At 44.0% G+C, this 17158-nt stretch carries 9 protein-coding genes; all 9 read left to right on the forward strand.

The genetic code is table 11. The features are described 5' to 3' along the window. The first annotated feature begins 3 nt into the window (after positions 1-3). The 9 genes from QE382_RS03935 (at position 4) to QE382_RS03975 (ending at position 16991) form a co-directional block, all read left to right on the forward strand. Complete coding sequence (locus QE382_RS03935) at positions 4-2781, forward strand: glycoside hydrolase family 2 protein (protein WP_307184768.1); 2778 nt, start codon at positions 4-6, stop codon at positions 2779-2781. Then, positions 2781-5522, forward strand: coding sequence for an alpha-L-rhamnosidase (locus QE382_RS03940; RefSeq protein WP_307184769.1), 2742 nt, complete (start codon positions 2781-2783; stop codon positions 5520-5522). The genes QE382_RS03935 and QE382_RS03940 overlap by 1 nt, the downstream gene beginning before the upstream one ends. Before the next feature lie 40 nt (positions 5523-5562). After that, complete coding sequence (locus QE382_RS03945) at positions 5563-6711, forward strand: sialidase family protein (RefSeq protein WP_307184770.1); 1149 nt, start codon at positions 5563-5565, stop codon at positions 6709-6711. Beyond that, entirely contained in the window at positions 6692-8104 is a 1413-nt protein-coding gene (locus QE382_RS03950; RefSeq protein WP_307184771.1) for an acetylxylan esterase, read from the forward strand. The genes QE382_RS03945 and QE382_RS03950 overlap by 20 nt, the downstream gene beginning before the upstream one ends. Beyond that, entirely contained in the window at positions 8101-8982 is an 882-nt protein-coding gene (locus QE382_RS03955) for a sugar phosphate isomerase/epimerase family protein (protein WP_307184772.1), read from the forward strand. The genes QE382_RS03950 and QE382_RS03955 overlap by 4 nt, the downstream gene beginning before the upstream one ends. Continuing rightward, the gene (locus QE382_RS03960) at positions 8979-10442 is read left to right on the forward strand and encodes a glycoside hydrolase family 28 protein (RefSeq protein ID WP_307184773.1); all 1464 of its coding nucleotides are present in this window, start codon (positions 8979-8981) and stop codon (positions 10440-10442) included. Before QE382_RS03955 ends, QE382_RS03960 begins: the two co-directional genes overlap by 4 nt. 39 nt (positions 10443-10481) lie before the next feature. After that, the gene (locus QE382_RS03965) at positions 10482-13220 is read left to right on the forward strand and encodes a family 78 glycoside hydrolase catalytic domain (RefSeq protein WP_307184774.1); all 2739 of its coding nucleotides are present in this window, start codon (positions 10482-10484) and stop codon (positions 13218-13220) included. A 105-nt stretch (positions 13221-13325) separates the two neighbouring features. Beyond that, positions 13326-14441, forward strand: coding sequence for a glycoside hydrolase family protein (locus QE382_RS03970; protein WP_307184775.1), 1116 nt, complete (start codon positions 13326-13328; stop codon positions 14439-14441). Between the two features lie 153 nt (positions 14442-14594). After that, on the forward strand, positions 14595-16991 hold the full coding sequence (locus QE382_RS03975; RefSeq protein ID WP_307184776.1) for a glycoside hydrolase family 2 TIM barrel-domain containing protein: 2397 nt from the start codon (positions 14595-14597) through the stop codon (positions 16989-16991). Positions 16992-17158: the final 167 nt, after the last annotated feature.

The following is a 17158-nucleotide window of genomic DNA, read 5'->3' on the forward strand; positions in this document are numbered from 1 at the left end:
ATCATGAACTTGAAAACAAAAATAGCGTTATCCTTACTTTTTTTTGGGACTATGGGATTGCAGGTATCTGCCCAAAAAACAGCGAGCCAGTACCTCTCTGGAACAGGAAAGGATGATGGTGTGTTATGGGATTTTTATGTGACCGAAGGCTTGAATGCTGGGAAATGGACGAAAATACCAGTTCCCTCCAACTGGGAACAACAAGGCTTCGGAAAATATAATTACGGGTTCAATAAAGAGGCTGATAAAGGCAAAGAGGTCGGTCACTATAAATATAGCTTTAAGGTATCCGATGACTGGAAAAATAAGCAGGTTCGGATTGTTTTTGAAGGTTCGATGACCGATACCGAAGTCAAGATCAATGGTAAGCTGGCCGGCGCTATCCATCAAGGATCATATTATGTTTTCAAATACGATATTACGAAGCTATTGAAATTTGGCGAAGAAAATCTATTGGAGGTCAATGTTGCTAAGCATTCGGCAAACAAGTCGGTGAATGCGGCGGAACGGGAAGGTGACTTCTGGATTTTCGGCGGCATTTTTAGACCGGTCTATTTGGAGGCCCTGCCCCAGCATCATATTGAACGTGTTTCATTGGACGCAAAGGCCAATGGTACATTCCGGGCAAAAATAGCGACAGCGGGAGAAGCGGACGAAATTATGGTTCAACTGCTTGATGCAAAAGGAAAGAAATTTGGCAAACAGCTGAAAGCAAAGCTGTCAGACAAAAACAATTGGCTCGAGGGACAATTTTCAGCTCCGCAATTATGGTCTGCCGAATTTCCGAACTTATATACAGCGCAATTTACCTTGTCGAAAAATGGTAAGGTACAGCACCAGCTGGAGCAAAAATTTGGTTTTCGGACTATAGAAGTCAAAGAACGTGATGGCGTTTATGTCAATGGCATAAAGGTCCGATTAAAAGGTGTCAATCGGCATGCGTTCGTTCCGGAATCCGGACGGACGACGAGTAAAGAAGTTAGCATTGCCGATGTGAAGATCATGAAGGAAATGAATATGAACGCTGTCCGGATGGCCCATTATCCACCAGACAATCATTTTCTGGCTGTCTGTGATTCATTGGGGTTATATGTCATGAACGAGATAGCGGGCTGGCACGGACACTACGATAAGGAAGTTGGTACCAAATTATTGCGGGAGATGATGGTCGTATCCGAAAATAATCCATCCGTTGTTTTTTGGGCAAATGGGAATGAAGGTGGGCATAATACGGATCTCGATCCCATCTTCGCAGAGGAGGATATTCAAAAACGCCCTGTGATTTATCCTTGGGCCATACATGATGGTTTTGAAACAACTCATTACCGGGAATATAACTATGGTATTGGTACCTATGATCATGGGCACAATATCATTATGCCGACAGAGTTTTTGCACGGTATGTACGATGGCGGGCATGGTGCCGGATTAGATGATTATTGGAATGCGATGCTTGCCAATCCCCTTGCTGCAGGTGGTTTTCTTTGGGATTTTCGTGATCAGGGAATCGTCAGGACGGATAAAGGCGGTATTATAGATACTGATGGAAATCGTGGTCCGGATGGTATTATTGGCCCACATGGCGAAAAAGAAGGAAGCTTCTTTACGATAAAAGAGGTATGGAGTCCTATCTTCTTTGAAAAGCGGGAAATGACCAAGGGATTTGATGGGGCATTCCATATTGAAAATAGATACGCATTTACCAATGTTAACCAGTGTACCTTTTCGTACGAACTCAAAAAGTTGGGCGGTTATGATGAGGTTAAGGAAACAAAAAAAGGAACGATTGTCGCTCCCAATATCCGCCCCGGTGATAAAGGGATTTTAAAAGTTGATTTCCCTACAGGTTGGGAGGACTTTGATGTCTTATATATTACCGCAAAAGATGTGCATCAACAGGAACTCTTTACCTGGAGCTTTCCGATTATATTGCCGAATCAGGTGGCAAGTAGCCTCCTGAAACCAAATGGAACAGGGGATATTGCCGTACAGGAGACCGCGAATGCCTATCTGGTGAAAGCGAATGGCATTAGCTATCAAATCAATAAGACAAGCGGATTGCTGGAGCAGGTTCAAAATGCCAAAGGAGTAATTCCTTTCAAAAACGGACCTGTTTTGCAGGAAGCGGCGACAAATTATAAGAATTTCAAATTGGACCGTGAGGATGGAAAGGTGATTATCGCATCTACTTTTGATAAAAAAGAGAGTTACAATACCTTGCGTTGGGAAATCCTTGCTTCGGGACAGTTGAAGATGCATGTTCAATATTTTCCTGAAAGTTATTTTACACGTTTTGTTGGGGTGAATTTCGATTTTCCAGAAGATCAAATCGAAGGTGTTGAGTATCGGGGAATGGGCCCTTATCGGGTTTGGAAAAACCGGATGAAAGGGAATCAGTTTGGCGTGTGGAAAAAGAAGTACAATAACACGGCAACGGGCGAATCGCCATTCGAATATCCCGAATTTAAAGGGTACCATGCCAATATGTACTGGACCAAATTTATCGGAAAGGATCAAAGTTTCCGCGTGTTTACCGATCGGGAGGATGTGTTTTTGCGTTTATATACGCCAAAAGAACAGCAAGATACCGAATGGAAAAACATGGAACCTACTTTTCCGAAAGGCGATATTTCTTTTATGAATGGTATTTCAGCCATCGGCACGAAAACACAAAAGCCAGAAATGACCGGGCCGATGGGTATGAAGCATGTCTACTATGATTTTGAGAAGGAGCCAGCTCGGGCTTTGCATATGGTACTTTATTTTGATTTTGAAAACTAATGAAAGCTAATACTCTTGCATCCTTTTTATCCATGTTCTTGTCGATCTTGTGGCATCAGGCTACAGCGCAGATCACTGTTGCAAACCTGCGGACTGAATTACGTTCGAATCCGATCGGTATAGATGTCATTGCTCCAAGACTGAGCTGGCAATTGCAGGGCAGTGAGCGGTCTATCCGACAAGAAGCCTATCAGGTACTTGTCGCTTCCTCACAAGAAAAACTGGATCAGAATATCGGCGATTTTTGGGATTCTGGGAAACAGGTTTCGAATAATTCCACGTATGTTATTTATGCAGGCAGAGCTCTGCAGAGCCGCATGGAAGTGTTCTGGAAAGTAAAAGTGTATACGAATAAGGGTGAAAGTAGCTGGTCTGAGCCGGCTGGTTGGACTATGGGGCTGCTGCATTACAAAGATTGGACAGGACGCTGGATTGGTTTTGATCAGTATTTCCCATCAGACAATGAACAGACCGGGCAATTGGCTGCCCGTTATTTCAGAAAGGAATTTACAACAACCAAGCAGATTAAGCAGGCTACAGCCTATGTGATGGGGCTAGGACTTTATGAATTATATATTGACGGCAAGAAGATGGGCGATCAAGTGCTGGCTCCAGTGCCTACGGATTATACAAAGAACATCAAGTATAATGTTTTGGATGTAACAAAATCCCTCTCAGCAGGTAAGCATGCGATCGGAGTGATCTTGGGAAATGGACGGTTCTATGCCATGCGTCAAGCAAAACCTTATAAAATAAAAACTTTTGGTTATCCAAAAATGCAAATGCAGCTTATGCTGACTTATACGGATGGATCAACTGAGATCATTAAGACCGATGATTCGTGGAAAGGAACGACCGAAGGACCCATAACGGCAAATAACGAATATGATGGTGAGGATTATGATGCCAGAAAGGAGCTAACGGGATGGGCAAATCCAGATTATGACGATAAAACATGGCTAAAGGCTGCTTTTGTGCAGGAGCCCGGTGGCAATTATGAAGCGCAGTCGGAAGGTATGAAGGTGATGCAAGATATTGCACCAGTTTCGATTGTCAAAAAGTCTGAAGGAAAATACATCCTCGATTTCGGACAGAATTTCTCGGGTTGGGTAAAGATGACGGTGTCCGGTAGGCGTGGAACAGCAGTGACACTCCGTTTTGCAGAATCTTTGACAGAAGATGGCGAACTATTTACAACAAATCTGCGCGATGCCAAAGCAACGGATCATTATATATTAAAAGGTGGCGGAAAGGAAACCTGGGAACCGCGATTTACTTACCATGGATTTCGTTATGTGGAAGTCAGCGGCTATCCGGGCATAGCTTCAAAAAATAATTTTGTTGGCCGCTTTGTCTACGACGATATACCCAATACGGGAACCTTTGTGTCTTCCAACACACTCATCAATCGGATCCATCAAAATGCATGGTGGGGGATCGCCTCAAACTACAAAGGTATACCGGTAGATTGCCCACAACGCAATGAGCGTCAGCCTTGGTTGGGTGACCGTCCAGTCAGTGCATACGGTGAGAACTTCCTCTTTGATAACGCCAATTTTTATACTAAATGGCTCGAAGATATTCGGCTGTCCCAAAAGGAGGATGGCGCGTTACCGGATGTTGCACCAGCCTTCTGGTGCTACTATAGTGATAATATCAGCTGGCCAGGAACATACCTATTTATCGCCGATATGCTCTATCAGCAGACTGGCGATCTGCGCATTTTGGAAAAACATTATCCGGCCATGAAAAAATGGATGGATTATATGCAGTTACGTTATACAGGAACGGATGGTATTATTACCAAGGATAGTTATGGTGATTGGTGCTTCCCACCGGTAACCATTGAAGCCGGAAGAGGAAAGATTGCCGATAAAAAATATCCAAGTGCATTGATCGCAACTTCCTATTACTATCATTTGCTACAAATGATGAGCCGATTTAGTGTCCTCGTCGGCAACGGACAGGATCAAGCTAACTTTTTGGATCGTGCAGCGAAGATGAGAGTAGAATTTGATACCGCGTTCTATCACGATGCAGGCTATTATGGTAGCAATTCATTGACCGATAACCTACTACCAATGTCTTTGGGATTGGTAGAGGATGCGAATAGAGAAAAGCTCAGTAATCGGATCGTTGAGATTGTCGAAAAAGAAAATCAGGGGCACCTGAGTACAGGACTTATCGGGACACAATGGATTATGCGCACGCTGACCAAAATAGGTCGTGTGGATCTTGCCTATAAAATTGCAACCAATAAGACCTATCCTTCCTGGGGTTACATGGTCGAAAATGGGGCCACAACAATTTGGGAGTTGTGGAATGGGAATACTGCCCATCCCAAGATGAATTCACAAAATCATGTGATGATGTTGGGCGATCTCTTGGTATGGCTCTATGAGGATCTGGCGGGTATCAAATCAAAGGAGCATGCCTTTCAGACTGTTGTCATGAAACCGCAGGTCGTAGCAGGGTTCGATCATGTGGACGCGAGCTACAAAAGTGTTTATGGAACCATTCAATCCAATTGGAGCAAAAGCAAATCGACTTTTGAATGGAAGATTTCTATTCCGGCCAATACCAAAGCAGAGATCTATCTGCCCACAACGGTACTGTCATCTATCCTGGAAAGCAATCGAAAATTAAAAAACGAGAAAGATATTCAGATTCTACGACAGGAAAAATCAGGCACTTGGTTCGCTATTGGATCTGGAGATTACCAATTCAAAATTAAACTATAAGCAGTATTTAGTATACATGTATAATATTAAAAATACATTTATGAAGATAAAGATTAAATTAGCAACAGCCCTATTGTTTTTATATTCCTTGTGTTCTTACGGACAAAATCCGACATTAAAAGAATGGCAAAAAGGGGTCATAAAAGATGAGTTTATTTATGATACGGCATCTTTCCCTTCCTGTCATTCCGCTACAATGGCAGAGACCGATCAAGGTTTGGTTTATGCCTTTTTTGGTGGAACGAAAGAACGTCACCCCGATGTGGAAATCTATGTGAGTAGATACGAAAATGGACACTGGACGGCTCCTGCGTCAGCCGCAGATGGTATACAACCGGATGGGAAGCGCTTGCCGACCTGGAACCCAGTTTTATATCAAATACCCAACGGAGATCTCTTGTTATTCTATAAAATTGGACCGAAGCCATCGGAATGGTGGGGGATGCTCAAACGTTCCAAAGATGGCGGTAAGACTTGGTCTGCTGCCGAGAAGTTGCCCGAGGGCTTTATTGGACCGGTGAAAAATAAGCCTGTTCTTTTGCAAAATGGCACCTTGCTGAGTCCTTCCAGTACAGAAGGAAATGGCTGGAATGTACATTTTGAGGCGAGTTCGGATTTAGGTAAGACCTGGCGTAAAATAGGCCCTATCGCCCGTGGTGCAGATAATCTGGATGCCATACAACCGAGCATACTTGACCACGGAAATGGTCGATTGCAAATATTGGCGCGCACACGCAACCGTGCGGTCGTAACATCTTGGTCTAAGGACTGGGGCGAACATTGGACCCCACTGGAAAAAACGACGCTCCCAAATAATAATTCGGGGACGGATGCCGTAACGCTAAAAGACGGACGGCATGTGTTGGTGTATAACCACGTGCTTCCGGAAGGTAACTTAGCCAAAGGGGCACGTACACCATTGAATGTTGCTTTTTCCAAAGATGGCAAGCAGTGGCAGGCCGCACTTATACTTGAGGATTCGCCAATCAGTCAGTATTCTTATCCCGCAGTGATTCAAACCAAAGATGGGCTATTGCATTTTGGCTACACCTGGCGTAGAAAGAAAATGAAACATGTCGTCGTAGATCCGAAGAAAGTGAAATTAATCCCGATTGAGGATGGCATCTGGCCAACAAAAAAAAGATATAAAAAACCAGACCCTAATGCATATGTCAAAGAAGAAGATTAAGCTTGTTTTCACCGCATGTCTGTTTGTGGTTTCGCTTGTTGTCAAGGGGCAGGACAGCTTACTCAATTATGAGCATAAATTTAAGCAACCCCTGGAAAAAGTGCTTGCCTTGATGCAAAAACGGTATCAGGTCAAGATCAAATATGATCCACGTAATGTCAAAGACATTATGGTGGACTACGCACCCTGGAAGTTTAGGGCAGATCTTGTGGGCACAGAAGTCAATTTGCTGTATCCCTTGGGTTTTAAACTGCAGGAGGAAGCCAAGCCCAATACGTATAAATTAAAATCATACGAGTATTACCGCTGGAAACCACAGGAAGGTTGGGACTTTCTAAACTTACTGTCCAAAAAATATACGGATCAGGCAAGTTGGGAGAAGAGAAAAGATCAATTGCGTGTTGCGGTGAGACAAGCGATGTACTGGGATAAGCTGAAAAGTATACCGAATCAACCGATCCGATTGGGCAAGGCACGTCGCTATGCGGATTACCAAGTTCAGAATTTTGCCTTAGAAATTATCCCGGGAGTATATATCAATGGCAGTATCTATTCGCCGCTCAAGCAAAAGAAAAATATCCCTGTGATGTTATCTCCTGATGGCCATTGGCCAAATCAGCGGTATCGTTCGGATGCGCAAAAGAGATTTATCACCTTAGCTCGACTAGGATGTATGGCAGTAAGCTATGACCTATTTTCCTGGGGAGAATCCCTATTGCAGTTTGCCTCGACAGATCATCGCAGCAGCGAAGCCATGTTGATGCAGACCTGGGGAGCAGCACGAATTATGGAATATGTAATGAGCTTGCCTAATGTCGATCGAAGCCGAATAGGAATCAGTGGCGGATCGGGTGGTGGTAGCCACAGTATTTTAATGGCTGCTTTAGACGATCGCTTCACGTTGGTCGCTCCTGTCGTGGCAATGTCTTCTTATTTCTTTGGTGGATGTCCCTGTGAAAGTGGAATCCCCGTACATTTTGTCTGCGGTGGGACCAATAATGTCGAACTGGCTGCGATGACAGCTCCTAAGCCACAGCTTATGATCTCCGATGGACAGGATTGGACAAAGGAGACTGCTATCAATGATTTTCCATTTCTGCAACATATCTACGGTTACTATGACGAAAAAGATCAAGTGCAGCATGCACATTTTCCGGATGAAGGTCATGATTTTGGCTACAACAAAAGGCAGGCACTCTACAAATTCCTACTGGATCATTTTCATTTAGATCAGACTAAAGCTGCGGATATCATCGCGGAGACCGGTATTCAGATCGAGCCGGAGGAGTTGTTATACAGTTTTGGAAAGAAGGGGGAAAACTTACCAAAGAACGCGATTCGTGGGATGGAACAGTTGAAAGCATTGTTAAAATCATATCAAATTGAACTATGATGAACCGGAAAAAATTTATACGCGATACCTTGGCCTTAATTGCTGTAGTAGCCCTGCCTCCTGCTGTCTTTGCTGCACCTAAGCGACGCTACAATGTCGCTGTAATTGATCTGATGATCTTAAAGCGGCAAAAGCTAAGTGCATTTGAACTGGCAAAAGAAATAGGAGCAGACGGGTTGGAGGTAGATATGGGCGGACTGGGCAACCGGATTACTTTTGACAGTAAGTTTGGCGATCCAGCACAACGGAAGGCTTTTCTTGACAAAGCAAAGGAAACGGGAATAACGATCTGTTCGTTGGCCATGACCGGCTTTTATGCACAGTCTTTTGCTACGCGGCCGACTTATCAGCAGATGGTAGGGGATTGTTTGGAAGCTTGCCAGAATATGGGGGTTAAAGTCGCTTTCTTGCCTTTGGGCGTGACGTGCGACTTGGTTAAATATCCCGAACTGCGACCTGCTATTGTGGAGCGTCTTCGTATAGTAGGTGAGATGGCAAAAAAAGCCGGTGTGATCATCGGGATTGAAACAGCATTGGATGCAAAAGCTGAGGTTGATCTTTTAAAGGAAATTGGATCCAAACATATCCAGATCTATTTTAATTTTTCCAATCCGTTGAAAGAAGGGCGTGATCTGATTCAGGAGCTGACTATTTTAGGAAAGAAGCGGATCTGTCAGATTCATTGTACGGATGAAGATGGTGTATGGCTCGAAAATAACAAACGACTGCATATGCCTTTGGTAAAACGAACCTTGGACCGTATGGGCTGGCGCGGTTGGCTCGTGATCGAGCGATCCCGTGACGCTAATCTATCACCACGTGCCGTCAAAGAAAATTTTGGTGCAAATACACGTTACGTAAAGCAGGTGTTTCAATGAAATTAAACTGGATAATATCGCTTGTAGTTGTAGTAATGGGCATGCAGGGCTGTCGAAGTCTTTCGGTTAAAAAGCAACTGGATGAGACCCTGTTACGTGCCGATCAGGTAGGAGCGGGAGAGATGCCTCTTGAGCCAGATAAGATACAATCCCCTTTTACGGCATGGAAGGTCCAGCGGCCGACATTTCCGATGCGACATGATACTGCAGGGCCTGCTGAAAATATACAGGCTAAGCTCGATCAGCTTGCGGTACAGGGGGGAGGTACGTTAGTACTGAAAGGACATCACCATACAGGACGGATTACGCTAAAGTCCCATATTAATCTAAAATTGGGTGAAGGTTCCGTCTTGGAATTTAAGCATGAAATCAATGATTTTCTGCCTGTGGTGTTTACGCGGAACGAAGGAGTAGAATTATATAGCTTGGGGGCTTGTATTTATGCCAATGGGGCAGAAAACATTGCCATCACGGGATCAGGTAGAATTATTGGCCCCGGTGAAGGCAGCGTCCGGAATAAAACCATGACGCATGACGTCATTGAAAATATTGTCGATAGTAATACGCCTGTTGATCAACGGATCTACGATGGAAAGACCGCAGATTTCATCTTCCCACCGGCACTCATTGCGCCTATTAACTGCAAAAGTGTCTGGATTGAAGGTGTATCGCTCGAGCGTACTGCTTTTTGGAATATCGTGCCCACTTATTGTGAGGATGTCGTGATCCGTGGAGTTCGCATCCATTCTATGGGTATACCACGTGGGGATGGGATCGATATTGAATCATGCAACCGCGTGCTTGTGGAGTACTGCACCCTAAATACTGGAGACGATTGTATTGCCGTGAAAGCAGGACGTGGGTTCGACGGACTACGGGTAAATAGACCTTCGGAAAATATAGTTGTCCGCTATTGCTTTTCCGAAAAAGGTCATGGTGGATTTACAATCGGTAGTGAGACTGCCGGCATGGCCAAGCAGGTGTATGTCCATGATTGTGTGTTTGGAAAAACCAATGTTGGCATCCGTTTTAAGACCAGAAGGCCACGCGGTGGTGGTGGATCTGATATTCACTTTGAACGTATCCGGATGCAGGAGGTGGAATCAGCTTTACGCTGGGATATGCTGGGACAAGCCCAACATGTGGGCAATCAGGCTAGCCGTGATTTCGAAGTTCAAAAGAACGCTCTGACACCACGTTTCTCGGATATCCAAATAAAGGATATCTATATTGATGCGGCTAAAAATTGTATTAAGATCGAAGGTATTCCGGAGTCTGTTTTGGAAAACGTATCTATTGATCGTGTTTTTGGACGCGGAGACCAGTATCTGTCGATTAAAGATGCTAAAAATATCAAGATTAAAAACAGTGTTTTTTTGTGTAAAGATACAAGCATCTCAACAACCAATGTTTTGGGGCTGATACAAGATCGCGTACGTGTCATCACGGAATCGCCCTAATAGTTGGTTATGAATACAGTCGGGGAAAAAAGAAAAAGAATGAAGAATATTGTAAAACAGGGAATCGTTTTAGGAAGCATTTTCCTGTTATTGCTAGCTATGCCCCTAGTGGGTATGGCTAAGTTATCAGTAACGCGTGTTTTGATAGAAGGACGCGAAAACCCATTGGGTATAAATACATTAAAGCCTTCATTTAGCTGGCAATTGCACAGCGATAAATTTGATGTGCAACAACAGGCTTATCGTATCGAGGTCAGTAAAAGCACTCGTTTTGCAAAGCAGGATTTGCTTTGGGATTCCCAATGGGTAGCGGCAGAGCAATCCCTAAATTTGTTATACCAGGGAAATCCTTTAGCTACGGGTACAAGTTATTACATCAGAATACACGTTCGTGATAATAAAAAGGAGACAGCAACAAGTGCGGTGCAACGGTTCCACACAGGGTTATTGCAAGCCCAAGATTGGGGCAATGCCCGATGGATTGCAAAAGATATATTACCGGATTCATTGGTCAATCCACTGCCACTAAGCTCCAGCAAGCTCCGCCTGGATAAAAGTTATGACCTTCCGGTTTTCCGGAAATCAGTTCAGGTGAAAAAGAAGATCAGTTCTTCGATTGCTTATGTGGCAGGCCTGGGACATTACGAGTTGCTATTGAATGGCAAGCGGGTAGATGATGCAGTGCTACAGCCGGGTTGGACAAAATATGACAAGGAAGCCTATTATGTGGTTTATGATCTTACCCAAGCCTGGCAACAGGGAAAGAATACAATTGCTGCCCTATTAGGAAATGGGTTTTATTATATTCCACCAATTAAAGGCCGATTTCAAAAACATAAAGTTGCTTTTGGTCTACCAAAGCTCAAACTTAAGATCGTCAATATCTACACGGACGGGACGCAAGAAATCATCGTTAGTGATGCAGGCTGGAAAACACACCGGTCACCCATTACTTTTTCCAGCATGTATGGGGGCGAGGATTACGATGCACGGATTTTACCTGATCATTGGTCAGCCCCTGTTTACGATGACAGGAACTGGCAGCAAGCGCGCATAACGGATGGACCACATCTACGGGCTCAGGATATTGATCCGGTAAAAATTATGCAACGCTTCGCGCCCGTTGAATTACAGCAGGCTGATGGGGGGAAACGGATCACCTATGATTTTGGACAGAATGCGTCGGGCATTGTCACTATGCAAATGACCGGACAAGCGGGAGATACCGTACGGGTGTATCCGGCCGAATTGTTGACGGCGGATGGACGCCCCAGTCAAAAGCATTCAGGAAGCCCTTATTATTATCAATATATTTTTGCAAAAGATGGGACGGTATCCTGGCAGCCACGTTTTACGTATTATGGATTTCGCTATGCCGAAGTTCAGTTGCATCCTGCCGGTAGCAAAGCGGTTCGGATGGATGCGATACAGTTGGCCCATATCCGGAATAGTACAGCGCAGGTAGGAAGCTTTCAAAGCTCCGATACGCTATTTAATCAGATCCATGGATTGATCAATTGGGCTATTAAGAGTAATATGGTCAGTGTCTTTACCGATTGTCCACACCGCGAAAAATTGGGCTGGCTGGAGCAGCTACATTTAATGGGGCCGTCGGTACAATTTAACTTTGATGCTGAACGCCTGTTTGCCAAGTCGCTGCGGGATATGCGGCAATCTCAGACAAATGATGGTCTAGTTCCTGAAATAGCGCCCGAATATGTGCAGTTTGACTGGGGCGGTGATATGTTCAGGGACTCACCCGAGTGGGGAAGCAGCTCGATTATCTTGGGCTGGTATGCCTATCGCTGGTATGGAAACAAGTCTTTTCTTGCCGATAATTATGCCATGATGACCCGTTATATCGATTATTTGGGCACAAAAGCGAAGGGACATATTTTAACACAGGGTTTGGGTGACTGGTATGATTTGGGACCGGAGCGTCCCGGTGTTTCCCAGCTGACTACTCCCGGGATTACGGCTACGGCAATCTATTACTATGACTTGAAACTCATGGTAGACATCGCTATGCTACTTGGACAAAAAGAAGATGCCGAAAAATTTGAAACGTTACGGCAGGCCGTTTTCAGTGCCTTCAATCAACAATTTTATCGACCTCAGGAACATAGCTATGGCTCCGGTAGTCAGACAGCGCTGGCCATGCCACTGTATGTTGGACTGGTACCTCAGGAGGCCCAACAGGCAGTTTTTGAAAAACTAACAACAACGGTTTGCCAAAATGATACGGCGTTGACGGCGGGAGATATCGGTCATCGTTACCTGCTACAGGTGTTACACTCCAACAACCGTGATGATCTGATTTATGCCATGCACCATCGTGATGACCGGCCCGGATATGGATATCAGCTGCGAAAAGGTGCCACGGCACTGACCGAGTCTTGGGCGGGTCTTCCAAACGTCTCCAATAATCATTTTATGCTTGGCCACCTGATGGAGTGGTTTCATACCGGCTTGGGCGGAATACAGCAAGATGCAGCATCGACCGCATTTAAACACTTTCGAATCGAGCCCAAAATGCTGGATGCACTGAAAGACTGTGAGATAAGTTTTAGAAGTCCATATGGAAAAATTTATTTTAACCGAGAACAATCTAAAGGAAATTATCAAGTAGAGATACCTGTCAATAGCCAATGTACATTGGTTTTGCCAAAGGGAACTTATCAGGTCAATGGAAGAGCCATGGAGGTCCAAACTGTCAATGTAAACGAAGACCATGTTGAATTCAAATTGGGCTCAGGAAAATATACAATTACTCAATGAAAGCTGATATCGTGATTATTTTAGCCAGTTATAAACCCATTGAAATACCATTAGACAACAACGTAAATAGTTCAGATTGTACTAACGAAGAAAAAGAGTAGACAGATGAAAAGATTAATGCTATTGCTATCCATTGCTTTGGCCGGTCCTAAATTAAAGGCTCAGACTCCGGCAGTTTCCAGTGCGGAAATGACAAAAATTTATGAAGAAGTAAAGACCCCCTATAAGTATGGACTTGTTTTAGTACCTGCGCATAAAGGTGAACTGATGGATTGTCCGACTATTTATAAGGAGGGGAAATATTGGTATATGACCTACATTGTGTTTGATGGAAGTGGTTATGAGACCTGGCTGGCGCAGAGCTCGGATCTTTTGAACTGGAAGACCTTGGGGAAACAACTCTCCGTGGTACCAGATGGCAGCTGGGATGCTAAGCAGCGAGCAGGATATAATGCCTTGGTGGATACAAAATGGGGCGGGAAGTATAAGCTCAACAGCTACGCTGGAAAATACTGGATGTCCTATTTCGGTGGTTCCACAGCTGGTTACGAACCTGAGCCGCTGGCGATTGGGATGGCTTATACAACTAAAAAACCAACACAACCTGTGGAATGGCAACGGTTGTCTAAGCCCGTGTTGACCAGTACGGATCGGGATGTTTCCTGGTGGGAAAATCGGCATAAGCTATTCAAAAGCTATGTGATTGAAGATACTGATAAACAGACGGGCCATCGCTTCGTCATGTATTACAATGCCGTAGGCGATTCATTACCCAATAATAAAGCAACACGATGGTATGAACGTATTGGTATGGCTGTGTCAGATGATCTGGAAAACTGGAAGAGGTTCCAGCCGAACCCTGTGGTTCACCATCCGGTAGGAATTACGGGAGACCCTATGATTCAGCGGATCCATAATACTTGGGTCATGTTTTATTTTGGCGCTTTCTGGAAAGACCGTAAAGGGGCATTCAATCGATTTGCGGCATCCAAGGATCTAGTCCACTGGACAGATTGGGATGGTGCAAATCTGATTGAATCAAGTGAAAGTTTTGATCAGCAATATGCGCACAAATCATTTGTATTGAAAGCGGAGGGTGTTGTTTATCATTTTTATTGTGCAGTGGACGGCAAAGGTAACCGCGGCATCGCCTTGGCAACTTCGAAAGATTTAGGTACAAGTACGGTGCGTTTTAAAGACTTAAGCCGATGGCAAGAATAACCCCTCAGTCCTAGGTCACTTTTCAAAAACTATTCCTAATGGATAAACCCGAAGGAAGTTTAAATACCTCCATATAGACTAACGAATAAAGACGCAAGCACGAAGCCATCATTGATTGCAATGAAAGCAGTGCTTATAAATAACCATTTACTTATGAATTTATATTATTTTATTTCTATTCTCTTTTTATTTCAACTTCAGCTTGTATACGGACAAGGACGTTCAAAAATCAGCTTTAATGAAAACTGGCATTTTACGTTGCAGGATCAGCTGGGCTATCGCTTGAACGACGGAGATGCCCAAGCTTGGGAATCGGTTGAATTGCCTCATGATTGGAGTATCAAAGCTGATTTTGATGCTAGTTACCCAGCAGGTAATGCAGGAGGAGCATTGCCTGGCGGAATTGGCTGGTATAGTAAGGAGTTTAAGCTGCCGACCGCAGATCAGGGTAAAAATATACAGTTGTACTTTGGCGGAGTTTACCGTTATGCAGAAATATGGATTAATGGTGTTTATTTTGGGAAAAAGCCCAATGGTTACCTCTCTTTTACACTGGACCTGACTCCGCATGTTAAATTTGGAAATCAACCCAATCGCATTGCTATTCGTGTGGACAATAGTAAACAGCCAAATTCCCGGTGGTATTCAGGTTCCGGAATCTACCGTGATGTTTATCTCATAAAAAGCAGCGAAGTACACCTCGACGAACAAGAAACTTTTATCACTACGCCGGAAATACAGGGTGTATTGGGGCAGCTTAAAGTACGTTCTAAATTGAATAAGTTGGCGCGACCTAAAGGCGTTGCAGGGAATAAATATCAAATTACAGTATGGGATCCCAAAGGAAATATACTGTTAAAAAAGACAGGGGTTGAGAAAGATGGATATATTGATGCATCACTTCAAGTGGAAAAGCCACAATTGTGGAGCCTAGCGTCGCCAAATTTATATCGTGTGCAACTCACTCTTTTAACTAAAAATAATACAGTCGAAGATCAAATTGAAAAGAGAATCGGATTCCGGACAATTCGCTTTGATGCGAAAACTGGCTTCTACTTAAACGGCGAGGCCTTGAAAATTTTAGGAGTATGTATGCATCATGATTTGGGTGCTTTAGGAGCCGCTTTTAATAAGTCTGCTGCGAAAAGACAGCTTGTCATGATGAAAGAAATGGGTGCAAATGCCATTCGAACTGCACACAATCCACCCGCAGACGAGTTACTTGATCTCTGCGACGAAATGGGAATTTTGGTTTATAATGAAGCATTTGACATGTGGAAAAAGCGAAAAAATAAGTTCGACTATCATATTGACTTTCCTACGGAACATCTCAAGGATATTGAAGCATGGGTGCGTCGAGATCGCAATCATGCTTCGGTTATCCTATGGAGCATCGGAAATGAAATCCGAGAGCAATTTGACTCCACGGGTATTGCCTTAACGCAAGAAATGGCCAAATTGGTAAAATCTCTGGATCCCACACGCCCCGTTACTGCTGCCTTGACCGAAAATAATTATGTCAAGAACTTTATCGCACAGGCAGAGGCTTTGGATGTCCTGGGCTTCAATTACAAACATGAAGATTATGATAAATTACCTGTAGAATTCAAAAATATACCGCTGTTGGCATCAGAAACTGTTTCTGCCTTACAGACTAGAGGGGTGTATGACAAGTTGCAAGATACGATTCAGTTGTGGCCAGCATCATCAAAGGACAAATATGTCGTTAACGGGAATCCCGATTTTACAGTTTCGGCCTATGATAATGTTGCTGCCTATTGGGGCACAAGTCATGAGAAAGCTTGGCTAGCGGTCAAGAGTCGTCCTTTTTTGGCTGGAACATTTGTCTGGACCGGTTTTGATTATCTTGGCGAACCCGTTCCTTACCCTTATCCTGCAAGGAGCTCTTATTATGGTATTGTTGATCTCGCAGGTATTCCCAAAGATGTGTACTATATGTATCAGTCTGAATGGACAGAAAAAGATGTCCTTCATCTTTTACCGCATTGGAACTGGAAAATAGGTGATACTGTGGACGTGTGGGCTTATTATAATAAAGCTGACGATGTCGAGTTGTTCCTGAACGGCAAAAGTCTGGGAACTTCAGCCAAAACAGCAGATCGTCTGCATGCCAGTTGGAAGGTGCCTTTTGAAAAGGGGGAATTGAAAGTTGTTAAAAAGCGAGATGGTAAGATTGTTCAGGAAGCAAGTATGCGTACAGCGGGAGAAGCTAAGCGGGTAAAAGTCTCCTTAGAACATGAAAAATATGCCACAGGGGAATCCCGAGACCTTTATTTTGTGACTGCGGAATTGGTGGACCAAGCAGGACAGTCCGTGTTGCACAATGATCAAGAAATTGAGTTCATTGTAAAGGGAGATGCAAAAGTACTCGGGACTGACAATGGGTTTCAAGCCGATCTAAGAGGGTTGCATCGTCCCAACAGAAAAACATTTAAAGGAAAAGCATTAGGAATTATTCAAAAAATAGCGGATACGCCTTGCACCATAATTATCCGTTCGGTTTTGGGCGATCAACAAATATCGATCTAGGTACAGCGAGATATAGTTGTCATCGTTTTTTGGTGAAATTTAATTCAGGTTCGTTATTCAGTCCTAAGGTAAATAGCTGTACGAATGGTGTTGATGCCCTTCGGCCAATTCCGCAGGGACAGATGGACGCCATTAGCAACCCAGGCGAATTTCTTCAGAACAATGGC

This window comes from Sphingobacterium zeae (assembly GCF_030818895.1).
Classification (GTDB): Bacteria; Bacteroidota; Bacteroidia; order Sphingobacteriales; family Sphingobacteriaceae; genus Sphingobacterium; species Sphingobacterium zeae.